The following is a 15,957-nucleotide window of genomic DNA, read 5'->3' on the forward strand; positions in this document are numbered from 1 at the left end:
GCCGCGTCGCCGCACCGCACGATACCGCGCCCCGACAAGAGCCTTCGTGGCCCGCGCCGCTAGCAGGCCTCGCCCGCCGCGGGCTCCAACGCGCCCTCCGCGCGGCGCGTCCGATGCCGGTAGTGCAGCAACGCGCCCGCCGCCGCCGACAGCACCATCTGCACGATGGTCACCGACAGCCAGATGCCGTCGAGCCCGAACAGATACGCTGCGCCGAACACGACGAGTACGACGAGCAGCGCCTCGCCGTACACGATGGCGCTCGAAGCCTTCGCATCGTCCACCGCGTAGAAGTACGAGGTGGACGCATGGGTGAACCCGTAGAACACGTACGTGGTGGAGAAGATGGGCAGCGCGTAGGCGATGAGCCCGGCCGTCTCGGCCGACGCGCCGAACAGCAGCGGCACCTGGTTCCGCAGCAGGTACATGGCCGCGAGCCCCAGCACGCCCAGGCTGATAGTGATCAGGTAGTTCGTGTTGCGGAAGCGCCGCACGCCGTCGGCGTCGCCCGCTCCGTAGTGCTTGGAGATGAGCGGCTGCGAGCCGTCGCCGACGCCCTGGATGAGCATCTGGATGACGCAGGCGGTGTAGGACACCACCGCGTAGGCTGCCAGCGCCTGCTCGCCGCCGTACATCGACAGGTTCACGTTGATGGCCACCACCGTGGCCTCGGGCAGGATGGTCAGGCCGAACGGCGCGAGCCCCAGCCTGAGCGCATGGAGCGCGATGCGGCGGTCGGGACGCAGGTCCGACCAGGCGATGCGGTTCCTCTTCGCGAGGAAGAAGCCCAGCACCAGCACGAACGACGACGCCTGCGAGATGACGGTGGCCTCGGCCGCGCCCGCCGTGCCCATGCCCAGCAGGATGACGAACACGTAGTCGAGCGCCACGTTCATGAGGCCCGCGAGCACCTGCACGGTCATCGCGTAAGCGACCTTGCCCTGGTTTCGGATGAGCGGCGTGCAGCCGGTCACAAGAATCTGGAACGGCACGCCCCAGGCGATCACGCTCGTGTACGCCACGGCTTGCGCGAGCGTCTCCCCCTGGCCGCCCAGCAACCTGCAGATCGGCTCGGCGAACGCGAACAGCAGCGCCATGATGGGCACGGCGGCGATCGCGAGCATCGTGAGCGTCGTGCCCATGGCGCGCCGGGCCTTCGGCTCGTTTCCCGCCCCGCGCGCGATGGACGAGATCACGCCGCCGCCCATGCCGATGCCCGTGCCCACGGCCATGATGAACGCCACGAGCGGGAAGGCCACGTTGATGCCGGCCAAGCCCGCGTCGCCCACCGCGTGCCCCACGAACACGCCGTCGATGATGCTGTACACGCCGCCCAAGGTGAACGTGATCATCGTCGGGATGATGTACTTCAAATACTCTTTGAGCATGCCTCTGGTAATCATGTTGCGTCACTCCGCTATGCGATTTGCTGAGATTTTTTCCGCATGGTACTCTAAACCTTAAAGCTACTTGAAGGTAAAGCCCGCATTTCACAGGATTCGCCGAATCTTCAGACGATCGCGAAGGAGCGCGCCCATGGGAACGCCACGCCTCTACGACATCAAGGATGCGGCCCGCTATCTGGGGATCGCCGCCTCGACGCTGCGCTATTGGGAAAGCGCGGGGCTCGTGCAGGCAGGGCGCGACGCGGCCAACGGCTACCGTCGATACTCGCTGCACGACCTCATCGAGGCGAGCGAGATCGCGTTCTACCGCGAGCTGGGCGTGCCGGTGAAGGAGCTGCGGGGCTACCGGGCGCTGTCGGCGCGCGGCTTGGACGAGGCGCTCGCCCGCACCGAGGACGACGTGGAGCGGCGCATCGCCGAGCTCGAGGCCACGCGCGACCGCCTCGCCCGCCAGCGCGCGCTCAATGCGGCCGCCGGCGAGCTCGAGCGCGCCGGCATGCGCCCGGGCGCCCCCGCCATCCGCAGCCTGAGCGCCATCGACTACGAAGCAACCGCGCCCTGGAAGCTGCTCGTCGAGGAGCCGTGGCGCTACGGCGTGCTCGTGTTCGCGAGCGACCCGCACGAAGTGCGCGAATCGGTGGTGGAGGCGCAGGCGGGCGAAGGCGCCGTGCTATGGCGGCGCACCGACGCGCACGACGAGGCCGCGTGCCGGGAATGCCTGCTCAAAGTGTCGCCCACGGCGCTCGGCAGCAACGCCCCCGCGCTGTTCGCCGAAGCGGCGCGCCAAGGCATCGAACCGTACGCGGTGGTGGGCAGCTACCTGCTCACGGCATCGGACGACACGGGGCGCTGGGATTATCACCGAGCCTGGGTGGTGGGAAAATAGAGCGTGATCAAAAGCCTGTTTTCCGCTATTATAATGTGCGGTTGGACCTCTACGAAGGAGACCCCTCGGCTGACGAATCGACATCGCAGCTCACTCGAAGAGCATTTCTCGCACTCGGCGGCTGCACGCTTGCGCTCGGATGCGCGTCCAGCCTGCTCGGCTGCTCGTCGAACGCGCCCATCATCATCGACGACGTCGACGAGGCGGACGCCGACGTGAGCCTCACCTTCTTCGGCTTCAAGTACGAACCCCTCAACGTGGAGGCCATCGAGGTCATCATGCGCCAGTACATGGACGAGCATCGCCGCGTCTCCATCATGTACGAGGGCATCAAGAGCCGCCCGTACTTCGAAGCGCTCGGCAAGCGGCTCGCCTCGGGCAACGGCGACGACGTGTTCATGGTCGATCACGACACCACGCTCGCGTTCTCCGAAACCGGCTACCTGGCCGACCTCTCCGACCTCCCCACGCTGACGTCGTTCAGCGCCTTCGCGCTCGGACAGATGCGCGCGGACGGCGCTCCCACCTATGCGCCCACGTCGATCTCGGCGTTCGGCCTGTACTGCAACATGGAGCTGCTCGAGGCGCGCGGCATCGCCGTGCCGACGACGTTCGACGCGTTTTTGGACGCGTGCGCGACGTTCGCCGACGAGGGCATCCTCCCCATCGTGGCGAACAACGACATCTCGCTCAAAACGTTCGCCATCGCCCGCGGCCTTGCAAGCGCGTACGCCGAAGACGACGCGGCCAGCGCCATCGCCGCTTTCGACGAGAATGCTCCCGCGCTCGCCGCCCAGCTGCGCACGGGGTTCGACGCCGTCGAAGAGCTCGTCTCGCGCGGTTTCGTGGACGCCGAGCTGGCCCGCGGAACCGAGAAGACCTCCGACGACCTGGAACAGTTCGCCGCCGGCGCCTCCCCCTTCATGCTGACGGGCGCCTGGGCCTCGGCCCGCATGCACGATCGCGCGCCCGAGCTCTCCTACGAGGTGCACCCGCTGCCCGCGCTCGACGACCGGCCGGCGCTCGTCGTGAACGTCGACACCCGCGTCAGCGTCAACGCGCGCAGCCCGCACCTGGCCGAAGCCAAGGAGTTCGTCGCGTTCCTCACGCAGCCCGCCGCGGTGGAGCGTTTCGCGAACAGCCAATGCTCGTTCAGCCCGCTCGAAGGCAATGCCGCGCCCGACGACGAGGCGCTCGAGCCGCTGGCCCGCGCCTTCGCCGACGGGAGGACCATCATCGGCTCGGATGACAATCTGCACTACCCCATCTGGGAAGACGTGCGGACATGCATCATGTCCATGCTCGAAGGCGCGAGCGCGGCGGAAGCGGAAGAGCAGCTGCTCGGCCTGCTGAAGGCCGCGAAGGAAGGGCGTGCCGCATGAAGGGCCGCGCGCGGATCACCGCGCTCACCCTCGCCGTCGGGTTGCTCATCGTAGCTGGGTCGGGGCTGTTCTCGTCCTTCGTGTACGACTCGCTGTGGAAGCAGTCGGTCACCGACGCGCTCGAGGTAACCGTGCAGGGCCAGAACGCCCTCGACACGTTCTTCGAGAAGGACCTCGACACGCTCGACCTGTTCGCCGACGAGCTGGAAAGCCAAAGCTCCGACGACCTCGCGCGTATCGACGAGAAGGTGGCGCTGTTCGACCACAACGACGAAGGCGCCACGTATTTGTGCGTGAACCTCGACACCGGCCGGGTCGTGCGCTCGAGCACCGCAGACCGCGAGACGTTCATCACCGACGAGCAGATCGCCGAGATCGGCCAGCATAGCGACCGCAACGTCATCAGCCCGTTCCTCGACGAGGCGACCGGGGTCAACATGGTGGGAGTGTACGAGAAGATCACGTTCGCAGACGGCACCCCCGGGCTCGTGCGCAAGGCGCGCCCGCTGCAGGACGTGGCCGACCGCTACGCGCTGTCGTTCTACGAGAACGCCGGGTTCGCCTACGTGGTCGACCAGGAGGGCGACATCGTCATCCGCTCGTCGCATCGCAACAGCAACCGCACCATCGCGAACATATACGACCTCGTCGACCACGAAGGCAACGATGCATCGGCGATCGCGACGTTCCGCGGGGCGCTCGAGGAAAACCGCCAGGGCGTGGCGAAGTTCACGTACCTCGACAGCGAGTACGTGTTCTGCTTCACCCCGCTCGCAAGCACCGACGGCTGGGACCTCGTGTCCGTCATTCCCAACGACGTGCTCATGGAACAGGCGAACGTCGTGCTGCAGGCCACGTTCGCGCTGTGCGCGGTCATCATCGTGGGGCTGCTCGTCATCCTCGTCGTGTACTGGCGCTCGAGCAGCGCGCACCGCAAGCAGATCGAGCAGCTGGCCTACTTCGACCAGCTGACGGGGCTCGCGAGCAGCGCCAAGTTCGAGCTGGACGGCTCCCGCCTGCTGCAAGGGGCGCGCGAGCGCGCGCAGCGCCGCGGCGCCGACGCAGAAGGGGTGGCCGTGGCCTACCTCAACATCGTGGATTTCAAGCTGGTGAACGACCTCGACGGCTACCAGCGCGGAGACGAGGTGCTGCGCGAGCTGAGCGCCATCCTGCGAAACGCGTGCGCCGACGGCATCGCCTGCCGCTCGACGGCCGACCACTTCCTGCTCATGTTCCCGTACGCGTCGCGCGACGACGCGGCGCAGCGCTGCGAACGCATCGTCGAGACCGCCCGCGGCATCGTCGCGGCGGGCAAGCCCCTCGCCCTGCATGTCGGCATCTGCTGCTCGGAGGACGCTCCCGACGTCACCTCGGTCACCGAGCTCACCGACCGCGCCCGCATCGCCAAGACCGAAGGCCGCCGCGCGGGCACGAACGTCTGCCTGTTCAGCGCGTCCATGCGCGACGACATGCTGCGCCGAGCCGATCTCGAGCGCACGATGGAGGCCGCCCTTGCAAACGGCGAGTTCTTCCCGCTCATCCAGCCGAAGTTCAACGTCGACGGCACGCGCGTGCTGGGCGGCGAGGCGCTCGTGCGGTGGAACCGTCCCGGCGAGGGCATCGTGAGCCCCGCCGAGTTCGTCCCCCTGTTCGAGCAGAACGGGTTCATCGTGCGCATCGACGAGTACATGTTCGAGCGCGTGTGCCAGGCGCAGCGCGAGCGCCTCGACGCGGGGCTTCCCGTCGTGCCCGTGTCGGTGAACGTGTCGCGGGTGCACCTGCACCGCAGCTCGTTCGTGCCCACCTACGTGCGCATCAAGAACGCGTACCGCATCCCCGACGAGCTGGCCGAGCTCGAGCTGACCGAGAGCATGGTGCTCGAGGACCTCGACGCCGCCGTCGCCATCATCGACGAGCTGCGCCAGGCGGGCTTTCGTTGCTCCATCGACGACTTCGGCTCGGGCCAGTCGTCGCTCAACGCGCTGAAGGAGCTGCCCGCCGACGAGCTCAAGCTCGACCGCGCGTTCCTGTTCGAGCGCGACCACTCCGAAAAGGAGGAGGTCATCGTGCGCACGGTCATCGACATGGCGGGAAAGCTCGATATGAAGACGGTCATGGAGGGCGTGGAAACCCAGGAGCAGCTCGCGTTCATCAAGACCACCTCGTGCGACATGATCCAAGGCTTCGTGTTCTCACGGCCCGTCCCGTTGGACGACTTCAACCGCCTGCTCGGCGAAGGATAGCGAAAAGCCCCGGCACCAGGCCGGGGCTTGCTCGTCGCACGTTCGGTTCGCTGCGGGGCTAGCCGATCATCGACAGGATGTTCTGCTTCGGCTGCACGCCGACAGCCTGGTTCTTCACTTGGCCGTTCTCGAACACCATGAGCGTGGGCACGCTCATCACGCCGTAGCGCTGCGCGATGTCGGGGCTCTGGTCGATGTCGAGCTTGTACACGGCGGCCTTGCCGGCCGTCTCGGTCGCGACCTCGTCGAGCGTGGGGGCGAGCATCTTGCACGGGCCGCACCACGTGGCGAAGAAGTCGACGAGCACGGGACCCTGCGCGTCGAGCACCTTGGACTGGAATTCAGAAGAAGAAACGACCTCGCTCATGTTAAAGCCTCCTTTGTAGGGGCCGCGCGCATCCCTCACCCGCGGCGGTTCTTGTTCGCATCGTATTGTAAACGCGTTTGCTCAACTGTGCATCAAATTGTTACGGTTCAGACCATAAATCTCAATATTCCCGACAATTTCGCTCGGCAAACGGTCGTCGCATGCGGTTTCCTCCACGGTTGCTCCACAGACGGCGGCCTTGTTACGCGACGGTCACCCGCGAGCCCGCGACGCGCGGTCGCGCTGCGATATAATCGTGGGCGACGCATAGAAAGGAACCTCCGCATGAGCGCATCGACCGAGCACGCCTCCTCCCCTTCGGACGCACGTCCCGCCCACACGCCCGCATGGCGCGGCCACGGCACGACGCCAGCGAACCTCGTGCTGGAAGGCGGCGCCATGCGCGGCCAGTTCACCGCCGGGGTGCTCGACTTCTTCATGGACCAGAAGCTGTTCTGCGAGCGCGTCATCGGCGTGTCGGCGGGCGCGCTGTGCGGCTACAATTACGTGGCCGGCGAAGACGGGCGCACCTGCTACCTCAACACGAAGTACTGCGACGACTGGCGCTACCTGTCCATGAAGAGCTTCGTGCGCACGGGCAACGCATGCGGGCGCGAGTTCGCCTTCGACGAGGTGCCCAACCGCCTGGAGCCGTTCGACTACGCGGGCTTCGACGAGTCGCCCATGCAGCTGGTGGCCGTGTCGAGCGATCTCGTCACCGGCGAGGCCGACTACCATCCCTTCGCCGACTCCGTCGCCGACCTGCCCTACCTCATCGCCTCGTCGTCCATGCCGCTCGTCAGCCAGATCGTGGACGTGGACGGCAAGCTTTTGCTCGACGGCGGCACCTGCGACAGCGTGCCCATCGTGTACTCGATGCTGACGGGAGCCGAGAAGCACATCGTCGTGCTCACCCAGGCAGCCGACTACGTGAAGGGGCCGAACAAGCTCATGGCCATCCTGCGCCAGCGCTACGCCCTGTACCCCCACTACATCGAGCGCCTGCAGCACCGCCACTACGATTACAACCGCATCTATCGCGCGCTGCCGCGCATGCACGACGCCGGCCAGCTGTTCCTCATCAGGCCGCCCGAGCCGGTCACCGTGGGCAGCATGGAGCGCGACGCCGACAAGCTGTTCGCGCTCTACGAGCAAGGCTACGCCGAAGCGGCGCGCACCTGGCCCGCCCTCCAGGCGTACCTGGAGGCTTAGCGCTCCTCTCGACGGGGGTCGTCGGAAGGGTCGTCGGCCCCGTCGCAACGGGCGCGCCGGCGGTCGCGCGCGTCCTGCGCGCGGAACTCGGACACGAAGCCGGCCGAGAAGATGCCGGCGGGGATGGCCACCACGCCGATGGACAGCACCATCGTGCAGAACCCGACGAGGCGCCCCGCCGCCGTGACGGGGACGAGATCGCCGTACCCCGTGGTGGTGATCGTGGTCATAGCCCAGTACATGCCCGTAAACACGCTGTCGAACTTGTCGGGCTGCACGGGATGCTCGATCTCGTACATGAGCACGCTGGCGGTGACGGTGAGCAGGGCCAGCACCATGAACGCCGCGACGATCTCCTGACGGCGCTTATGGAACACGCGCGCGATGGAGTGCAGGCCGCGCATGTAGCGCGACAGCTTGATGAGGCGCACGAGCCTGATGATGCGCGCCGCGTTGAGCATGGACGCCGACACGGGCACGAACAGCACGAGCAGACCGGGGGCGAAGGCCAGAAGGTCGATGATCCCCATCGGCGACAGCGCGTAGCGGGCGCGGGCTCGCGCCGGGCTCAGGTCGGGATGCACGAGGTCGGCGGTCCACAGGCGCGCCGCGTACTCCAATGCGAAGCACGCGCTCGACGCGAGGCCGAACACGAGGAAGACCGCCGACACCCCGGCGGGGATGCCGGGGTGCGTCTCGGCGAACACGAGCGCCGCGTTCGCCACGATGAGCACGAACAGCGCGATGCCGACGAAGCGCGCCACGGCGTTTCCGCGCCGCACGTCCTCGAGCGCGAAGTACGTCTGCCGCTTGAACGGCGAGGGCGCGCGACGGGATGCGCCCATCGCGCCGCCCGCGCGCCGGGCATCGCCCGGGCCGTCCACCCCCCGCTTCGCCGCGCCCATCGCGTCGGCTCCCTTACGCCTGCTCGAGGGTCACGGCGGTGCCGGAGGCGGTCACCATGAGCATGTTGCCCTGCCCGAGCACCTCGTAATCCATGTCCACGCCCACCACGGCGTGCGCGCCCATGGAGGCCGCGCGCTGCTCGAGCTCGTGCAGCGCCTCGGTGCGCGCCTCCAGAAGCTCCTGCTCGTAGCCTTCGCTGCGGCCGCCCACGATGTTGCGGATGCCCGCGCCGAAGTCGCGCAGGAAGTTGATGCCGGTGATGACTTCGCCGAACACGATGCCGTAGTAGCCGGTGACGCGGTATCCTTCGACGGAGGGGGTGGTGGTCACGATCATGATCGTTCCTTTCAACGAACGGTTGAGCCGATGCGCATTGCGTGTCGCCTAGCATACCACGACCCGCACGGGGACGAAGGTGTACAATAGTAACGTTTACCTGCACCTATGCTAAATATGCACGAAAGGCTCCCCCATGACCGTCGACCTCATTTCGCTCGCCATCATCGCGCTCGTCGCGGCGGCATGCCCGATCGTCGCCAAGCTCATACCCAACAAGCTCGTGCCCGAAACGGTGTTCCTGCTCATCGCCGGCGCGCTGCTGGGGCCCCACCTGGCGGGCGCCGTCGTGCTCACCGATTCGGTGGGCCTGCTGTCCGATCTGGGGCTTGCCTTCCTGTTCCTGCTGGCCGGCTACGAGATCAACCCCAAGAGCCTGACGGGCGGCCAGGGCAAGCGCGGACTGCTCACCTGGGGCGTCTCCATCGTGCTGGCCTTTCTCGTCGTGCGAGCCACGCCGTTCTTCTCCGTCAGCCACATCGACGGCATCGCCGTGGCCATCGCGCTGACCACCACGGCGCTCGGCACCCTCATGCCCATCCTCAAGGAGCGCGAGCTCAACGGCACGCGCGTGGGCGAGTCCATCCTGGCGTACGGCACCTGGGGCGAGTTGTGCCCCGTGCTGGCCATGGCCGTGCTGCTGTCGTCGCGCGCCGAATGGAAGACGGTCCTCATCCTGCTGGCGTTCGTGGCCATATCCGTCGTCGTCGCCGTGGTGCCCGCGAAGGCGAAGAAGGCGGGCCACAAGCTGTTCCACTTCCTCACCGCGAACGCCGAGGGCACGTCGCAGACCATGATGCGCATGGTCGTGCTGCTGCTCGTGGGCCTCGTGGCGCTGTCGGCCGCGTTCGACCTCGACATCGTGCTGGGCGCGTTCGCCGCCGGCTTCGTGCTGCGCTACATCATCCCCGAAGGCGATCACGGCCTGGAAAAGAAGCTCGACGGCGTGGCGTACGGATTCCTCATCCCCATCTTCTTCGTGGTGTCGGGGGCGAAGATCGACCTCATGGCCGTGTTCCAGCAGCCGGCGCTGCTCATCGGGTTCATCCTCATGCTGCTGCTCATCCGCGCGGTGCCCATCTTCGTCGCGCTGTCCACCGGCAAGGACACGCGCGACATCTCCACGCACAACCGCCTGACCATCGCGCTCTACTGCACCACGGCGCTGCCCATCATCGTGGCGGTGACCTCGGTGGCCGTGAGCGCGAACGCCATGTCGCAGGAAACGGCCAGCGTGCTGGTGGCCGCGGGCGCCATCACGGTGTTCCTCATGCCGCTTTTGGGCATGCTCACCTACCGCGTGGCCGACGCCAAGCCCATCGAGGCCGTGAAGGAGATCAGCCGCAACCCGCGCGACATCGGCGACATCCTGCGCGAGCACTGGGAGCTGGAGCGCATGCTGGCGCGCAAGGAGGCGCTCGAGCGGCTCGCGGCGCGTCGCGAGGGACGCGATGCGAGCGACATGGACTGGCAGGACCGCGCCGCGCTGCTGCAGCGGAGGTCGGCGCGCAAGCGCGCCATCGACGAGGCGCTCGACCTGGCCGCGCAGGAGATGGCGCGCCGCGAGCTGGCGCCCGACGCCGATCCCGACGGCGACGGCCCGTTGCTGCCCCAGGTCCAGCAACGCCGCGAGGAACGGCGCCGTCGCATGGCCGAGCACGTCGTGCGCGAGTATCGCCGCCGCATGGACGAGATGGGACGCGCGGCCGAGCGGATGGGTTTGAGCGAAGACGACGTCAAGCAGATGTTCGAGGACGCGCGGCAACGTCGCGGGGAGCGCGGCGGCCAAGACGGGCGCGCCCGCTAGATCGGCTGCAGCTCAGCGGGCTTCGCCGCCCGCTTCGAGCGAACCGCTCGGCAAGCATGCAGCCATGTCGGCGCCCTCGAGGCGCGTGGCGACCGCGCATCGAGGGCGGTTCGGCACGAGGAAGCGCTTTCGAGCTATTTTGGGGTACAGGTCACGGCGTTCCTTAGCGTACGGTAATGGAATCGGAGAAATTTTTCGATATTTTACCGTATCGGACGAGCAGGGCCCGGAAACCCCATCCGAAAGCGGGAGAACCGCCCGATACGGCGGGAAAAGCCAGACGCAGGGCAGCCGAAGGCGAGTTTCAAGCACAAGACCCCGCTGTTCGGTACAATATCGGGAAAAAATCGCGAATCTCTTACCGTACCGCCCCGCAGCCAAGCGCTCATCGCCGCCAGCGCGCGCCGACACCCGTTCCGCACCCCGGTCGGTCAAGTGGCGGACGACACCTTCTCAAGCAGGTCAGCTTTGCCGCCGACGCCCATCTTCGCGTAGATGCGGCGCACGTGGCTCTTCACCGTGTTGAGCGACACCACCAGCTCGTCGGCGGCCTCGGCGAACGTTCGGCCCTCCATGAGCAGGCGCAGCACGTCCTCCTCGCGGCGGGTCAGGTCGTAGGCGCGCGCGAGGCGGGCGCAGGTGGCGTCAAGGCCGGTGCCCCATTCCAACCCCGGCGCGGCGGCCGGTTCCGCAGGCTGGGGAACCGGCCGATGGAGCTGCAGGTAGGCCACGGCCGCGGCCATGTCGCGGTTGCGCCAGCGTCGCTCGAGCAACAGGCACAGCGGGAACGATGCGAGGCACGCGCAGGCCGCGAACACGGCGGCCGCGTCGACGCTCTGCGCGTCGCGTGCCATGAGCGATCCGACGACGGTCGCGCCGAAGCAGACCGCGCATGCGCCCGCCGTTCGATACGCAGCACGATCCGCCTGCGCGCGGAAGAACGCGCGGGCGATCGCCGCGCAGAACGCGGCGAACTCGACGCAGACCAGCGCCAGCACCGCTACCGTCGACCAGGACACCATCGCGCTTCTCCTTCTCGCCTCGTTTCGCATCAAGCATAGCGCAACCTGCCCGGCAGGCCGAAGCAGAACCGGTGATGAAAAACTTCATCATTGCCGAGATTCGGCAGGTCATGCTAGGTTGGACACTGAAAGCCACGGAGAAGGGAGCGCCTTATGAGCGCAGCACGCAGCAGGATCGTACGGGCGGCCCTCGGCGCCGCATGCATCGCGGCGGCCACCGCCGCGCTCGTCTGGTTCGCCTTCCAATTCACCCCCGGCGAGCCGCGAGCGCGGAAAGCGGATCAAGGACCCCGCCCTGCGTCGATCAGCGCCGTCGGCGCAAGCAGCTACGAGGCCGAGCGCATCGTGGACGCGCCCTTCGGGCAAACCTTCCGAACCAAGAGCCTGACCCGGGGGAAATGGTTCAGCGTAAGCGAAGAAGAGCGCGCATCGTGGAGCGACGAGGAGCGCGAGCGCTATTTGAGCGAATTCGATTACCTTTACGATTCGGACGGCATTGAGATCGTCCCCGCAAGCATGAAGGCCGTGACCTTGGACGCGTTCGCCGAATGGTATCCCCACTACGCCCTGACGACCGGATACACCGAAGCACGCAAGCATGAATGCAAGGTGCTGCTCGTCGACGTCACCATGACGAACACCATGGAGTACGAGCAGTATCTTCCGGTCATGCAGCTGTGGAGCGAAGACTTCAACGGGGCGAACGACATGCTCGACAACGGCGGAGGCGGCGATTCGGGCGGTTACCTGCTCGGCGAGCTGTACGGCGCCCCTTCCGAGCGCGGACTCGTCCAAAACACCCTCCCCGACGATTGGAACGTCCTCCAACCCGGCGAGACGCGCGCCATCACGCTACCGTACCTCGTGTATGCGAACACGTTTTGCGATCGGTCGGCCTACGACGACATCGACCCGTCCCGCTTCTGCCTCGCGCTGTCCGACTACGACCCGCCCACCATCTATCGGCTCTGGCTGGGCTGAGCTTACTCGCGCACCGCGCGCTCGCGCTTCAGACGGCCCGACTTGCACGCGATGCGAACGAACCCGCATGCAACGGCGATCGTCGCCACCGCCCAGAGCACGGCGAACGGCAGCGCGTCCATGGGATAGTCGCGCATGTGCAACAAGTTCGCGCCACCCGCCAGGCATATGACGAGCACGGCCGTCACGAGCGTGTTGATGCGCCGCAGGTGCGCGATCTTGGAGTCGATGTCCGAGAACAGGTCGAAGGACGCGCCGTCGCTCTTGCGGCGCAGGTACGCCCAACGACCGTACGACCCGACGCACTCGATGCCCATGTCGTGCAAGAAGTCCAGGTAGCAGCGGCTTTCGGCGTGGTTCGCCGTGTGTTCCAGCAGCTCGAGACGGTACGCGTACTCCCCCGGCGCGCTCTCCTCGAACACGTAGCGGAACCCGCATACGTCGACGAGCGCCCATCCGCGCGCGGCCCACGTGTTGAGCCATTCCTCCTCGCGGTCGAAATCCCACGCCCAGAACAGCCGATGCATCACCCGCCTCACGACGGCCACCTCCCCACGATCTCCTCGCCGTTTCTCACCAGCTCGCGCAACCGCTCGAGCTCGCCCTTCACCGCATCGCGGCCGGCTTCCGTCAACCGGTACTCTTTCTTCCGCCCCGATCCCCCGCCGGGTGCCGGCTCGATCCAGCGTCGCTTCTGCAGCGTGTCAAGCGCGCCGTACAGGGTGCCGGCCGCCAAGCGCACGCGCCCCTGGCTCAGACGCTCGGCATTCTGCATGATGCCGTAGCCGTGCAGCGGCTCGTCGAGCGACAGCAGGATGTAGAACACCGCCTCGGTCAGTGCGATCGACTCCATGGTTCCCCTCCTCGCCATCGCAACTATATCGGCTTCCGATATAGTCAGTATATCGGAAGCCGATATAGTATGCAAGGGGGAATCCGTCTCGAGCCGAAAGCGCTCAATACCTGACGGTTTAACAGCGGCACGCGAATTGTCGAGTTCTAAGCAATTTTTTCGTTTTGCGAACGCTCAAGGGGACTTGCTGCCCCGCAGCAGTCGAACGCGCATCACGCGACCTGCGGAAACGTGAAAACCGCTTTCGGGATCGGCGTCCAAGGACGCTTCGAAACGCCAAATCGTACGCAAAACGAAAAAATTGCTTATCCTGAGCGGATTCGCGTGTCCGATCGTCATCGACATGCGCCCGGTCGCATCGAGGGCCGTCTGGGTCAAGCGGCTGCTCCAGGTACGCTGGAGCTTGGGAGAAAGGGCTTGCGAACGGCCCCTGCTGCATACCCCGCCTGCGCCTCCCGCACACAGCCGGAGCTTATTCCGACAAAAAAAACGACCCCGGCGCCGTCGGCCGGGGTCGTCGTCGAGCTTGTTGCGCAGGGAAGCTTACAGCGCCGCCTCGCGGATCTTCTCCACCAGCTGCTCGACCGGCCATGCGCCGAGATCGCCTTCGTGGCGTTCGCGCACGCTGACCGTGCCGCTGGCGATCTCCTTGTCGCCGAGCACCACCATGTACGGGATCTTCTGGCTCTGGGCCTTCGCGATCTTCACGCGCATAGGCTCGTTCTGGTCGTACACCTCGATGCGGCCGCCCGCAGCCTTGAGCTGCTTCGCCAGCTCCGCCGCCGCGTCGTTGTGACGGTCGGCCAGCGGCAGCACGGCCACCTGCACGGGAGCCAGCCACAGCGGCAGCGCGCCGGCGTAATGCTCGATGAGGATGCCCAGGAAGCGCTCGATGGAGCCGAAGATGGCGCGGTGGAGCATCCAGGGGCGCTCCTCGGTGTTGTCCTCGGTGCGGTAGGTCAGCTCGAAGCGCTCGGGCATGTTGAAGTCGACCTGCACGGTGGAGCACTGCCAGGTGCGACCGATGGCGTCCTTCACCTTGATGTCGATCTTCGGGCCGTAGAACGCGCCGTCGCCTTCGTTGATCTCGTAAGCGAGGCCATGGCGCTCGCAGGCTTGCTTGAGCGAGTTCGTGGCATGGTCCCACATCTCATCGGTGCCGATGGACTTCTCGGGACGCGTGGAGATCTCGGCCTCGTACTGGAAGCCGAAGGTGGACATGATGTGGTCCACGAGGTCGAGGATAGCCACCACCTCGTCGACGACCTGGTCTTTCGTGCAGAACACGTGCGCGTCGTCCTGGGTGAAGCCGCGGGCGCGCAGCAGGCCGTGCACCACGCCCGACATCTCGTGGCGATACACCGTGCCGAACTCGAAGTAGCGCAGCGGCAGGTCGCGGTAGGAGTGCAGCTCGTTCTTGTACAGCATGACGTGGCCCGGGCAGTTCATGGGCTTCACGCCGTACTCGCTCATGCGCGGGTTCTCGTCGTCTCCCTCGTTGATCTCGAAGAAGTACATGTTCTCCTTGTAGAAGCCGTAGTGCCCCGAAGTCTTCCACACGTCGGCGTTGTAGATGTGCGGGGTGATGACCTCTTCGTAGCCGCGCTCGTACAGGTCGCGACGCAGCCACTCCTGCATGGTGCGGATGACGCGCGCGCCCTTCGGCAGGTACATGGGCAGGCCCACGCCCGCCATGGGATCCATCATGTAGATGCCCAGCTCGCGGCCGAGCTTGCGGTGGTCGCGCTTCTCGGCCTCGGCCAGGTTGTGCAGGTGCTCCTCGAGCTCCGCCTTCTTGAAGAACGCGGTGCCGTAAATGCGGGTGAGCATCTCGCGCTCCGCGTCGCCGCGCCAGTAGGCGCCGGCCAGCTTGGTCAGCTTGTACGCGCCCAGCTTGCCGGTGGAGGGCAGGTGCGGCCCGCGGCACAGGTCGGTGAACTTGCCGATGGTGTACGTGGTGATGGTCGCATCCTCGGGAAGCTCGGCGATGAGCTCCAGCTTGAACGGCTGGTTCGCGAAGATCTCCTCGGCCTCGGCGCGCGTGACCACGCGGCGCTCGAAGGGCTCGTCGGCCTTCACGATCTCGGCCATGCGGGCCTCGATGGCGGCGAAGTCGTCAGGCGACAGCGCGCAGTCGAGCTTGACGTCGTAGTAGAAGCCGTCCTCGATGGCAGGGCCCACGCCGAACTGCACGTCGCCGTAGAGGTCGACGAGCGCGGCGGCCATGACGTGCGCCGTGGAGTGGCGCAGAAGCTCGAGGCCCTCGTCGCTCTTGGCCGTGACGATGGCCACCGCGTCGCCCTCCTGCACGGGAGCGGAGAGGTCGACCGGCTGGTCGTTCACGATGCCGGCGAGCGCGGCCTTCGCCAAGCCCGCGCCGATGGCGGCTGCCACGTCGGCGACGGTGGCGCCTTCCGCCACGTCTTTGGTCGAGCCGTCGGGAAGTACGATGTTCATAGCAATTCCTTTCCTGTGCCGGGCGCGCACAAAGCGCCTGCACGATCGGTTCGCAACGAGCGCACTGCGCGCTCGCCGATGCGACAAAACAACGAAGCC

The 15,957-nt window shown here is 66.6% G+C and carries 14 protein-coding genes; 6 read left to right on the forward strand and 8 right to left on the reverse strand.

What is annotated here, in order from left to right; genetic code table 11:
• Nucleotides 1-59: 59 nt before the first annotated feature.
• Nucleotides 60-1,403, reverse strand: coding sequence for an MATE family efflux transporter (locus tag C1A15_RS11985; RefSeq protein ID WP_101722789.1), 1,344 nt, complete (start codon nucleotides 1,401-1,403; stop codon nucleotides 60-62).
• 133 nt (nucleotides 1,404-1,536) lie between these two features.
• Here C1A15_RS11985 and C1A15_RS11990 point away from each other — a divergent pair, with 133 nt between their 5' ends.
• The 3 genes from C1A15_RS11990 to C1A15_RS12000 are packed head-to-tail and all read left to right on the forward strand — an operon-like array spanning nucleotide 1,537 to nucleotide 5,917.
• Nucleotides 1,537-2,292, forward strand: coding sequence for a MerR family transcriptional regulator (locus tag C1A15_RS11990; protein WP_101722790.1), 756 nt, complete (start codon nucleotides 1,537-1,539; stop codon nucleotides 2,290-2,292).
• A 41-nt stretch (nucleotides 2,293-2,333) separates the two neighbouring features.
• On the forward strand, nucleotides 2,334-3,674 hold the full coding sequence (locus C1A15_RS11995) for an ABC transporter substrate-binding protein (RefSeq protein WP_101722791.1): 1,341 nt from the start codon (nucleotides 2,334-2,336) through the stop codon (nucleotides 3,672-3,674).
• Nucleotides 3,671-5,917, forward strand: a complete 2,247-nt coding sequence (locus C1A15_RS12000; RefSeq protein WP_101722792.1) for a bifunctional diguanylate cyclase/phosphodiesterase — start codon at nucleotides 3,671-3,673, stop codon at nucleotides 5,915-5,917. The genes C1A15_RS11995 and C1A15_RS12000 overlap by 4 nt, the downstream gene beginning before the upstream one ends.
• Before the next feature lie 58 nt (nucleotides 5,918-5,975).
• Here C1A15_RS12000 and trxA read toward each other — a convergent pair whose 3' ends face one another.
• A complete protein-coding gene (gene trxA, locus C1A15_RS12005) occupies nucleotides 5,976-6,284 on the reverse strand; it encodes a thioredoxin (protein ID WP_101722793.1) in 309 nt (102 codons plus the stop codon).
• Between the two features lie 285 nt (nucleotides 6,285-6,569).
• On the opposite strand from trxA, the gene C1A15_RS12010 reads away from it, so the two are divergent.
• The gene (locus tag C1A15_RS12010; protein ID WP_101722794.1) at nucleotides 6,570-7,496 is read left to right on the forward strand and encodes a patatin-like phospholipase family protein; all 927 of its coding nucleotides are present in this window, start codon (nucleotides 6,570-6,572) and stop codon (nucleotides 7,494-7,496) included.
• Here the strand turns inward: C1A15_RS12010 and C1A15_RS12015 are convergent.
• Entirely contained in the window at nucleotides 7,493-8,401 is a 909-nt protein-coding gene (locus C1A15_RS12015; RefSeq protein WP_101722795.1) for an ion transporter, read from the reverse strand. The two genes, C1A15_RS12010 and C1A15_RS12015, sit on opposite strands and share 4 nt — an antisense overlap.
• Nucleotides 8,402-8,414: 13 nt before the next feature.
• Nucleotides 8,415-8,738 (reverse strand): heavy metal-binding domain-containing protein, encoded by a 324-nt coding sequence (locus C1A15_RS12020; RefSeq protein WP_101722796.1) that lies wholly within the window; start codon nucleotides 8,736-8,738, stop codon nucleotides 8,415-8,417.
• A 136-nt stretch (nucleotides 8,739-8,874) separates the two neighbouring features.
• On the opposite strand from C1A15_RS12020, the gene C1A15_RS12025 reads away from it, so the two are divergent.
• Complete coding sequence (locus C1A15_RS12025; RefSeq protein WP_101722797.1) at nucleotides 8,875-10,545, forward strand: cation:proton antiporter; 1,671 nt, start codon at nucleotides 8,875-8,877, stop codon at nucleotides 10,543-10,545.
• Between the two features lie 431 nt (nucleotides 10,546-10,976).
• Here the strand turns inward: C1A15_RS12025 and C1A15_RS12030 are convergent, their stop codons facing one another.
• Nucleotides 10,977-11,567, reverse strand: a complete 591-nt coding sequence (locus C1A15_RS12030; RefSeq protein ID WP_101722798.1) for a response regulator transcription factor — start codon at nucleotides 11,565-11,567, stop codon at nucleotides 10,977-10,979.
• Between the two features lie 153 nt (nucleotides 11,568-11,720).
• Here C1A15_RS12030 and C1A15_RS12035 point away from each other — a divergent pair, with 153 nt between their 5' ends.
• Entirely contained in the window at nucleotides 11,721-12,548 is an 828-nt protein-coding gene (locus C1A15_RS12035) for a hypothetical protein (RefSeq protein WP_245865014.1), read from the forward strand.
• Nucleotides 12,549-12,550: 2 nt separating this feature from the next.
• Here C1A15_RS12035 and C1A15_RS12040 read toward each other — a convergent pair whose 3' ends face one another.
• The 3 genes from C1A15_RS12040 to thrS form a co-directional block, all read right to left on the reverse strand.
• Nucleotides 12,551-13,087 carry a DUF2812 domain-containing protein gene (locus C1A15_RS12040; RefSeq protein WP_101723785.1) on the reverse strand — a complete coding sequence of 179 codons (537 nt, stop codon included), beginning with the start codon at nucleotides 13,085-13,087 and terminating at the stop codon, nucleotides 12,551-12,553.
• Nucleotides 13,084-13,401: a PadR family transcriptional regulator gene (locus C1A15_RS12045; protein ID WP_101722799.1), complete on the reverse strand. Its 318-nt coding sequence runs from the start codon at nucleotides 13,399-13,401 to the stop codon at nucleotides 13,084-13,086. Before C1A15_RS12045 ends, C1A15_RS12040 begins: the two co-directional genes overlap by 4 nt.
• Nucleotides 13,402-13,944: 543 nt before the next feature.
• The gene (gene thrS / locus C1A15_RS12050; RefSeq protein ID WP_101722800.1) at nucleotides 13,945-15,858 is read right to left on the reverse strand and encodes a threonine--tRNA ligase; all 1,914 of its coding nucleotides are present in this window, start codon (nucleotides 15,856-15,858) and stop codon (nucleotides 13,945-13,947) included.
• Between the last annotated feature and the right edge of the window lie 99 nt (nucleotides 15,859-15,957).

Origin of the sequence: Eggerthella timonensis (assembly GCF_900184265.1) — a bacterium.
Classification (GTDB): domain Bacteria; phylum Actinomycetota; class Coriobacteriia; order Coriobacteriales; family Eggerthellaceae; genus Eggerthella; species Eggerthella timonensis.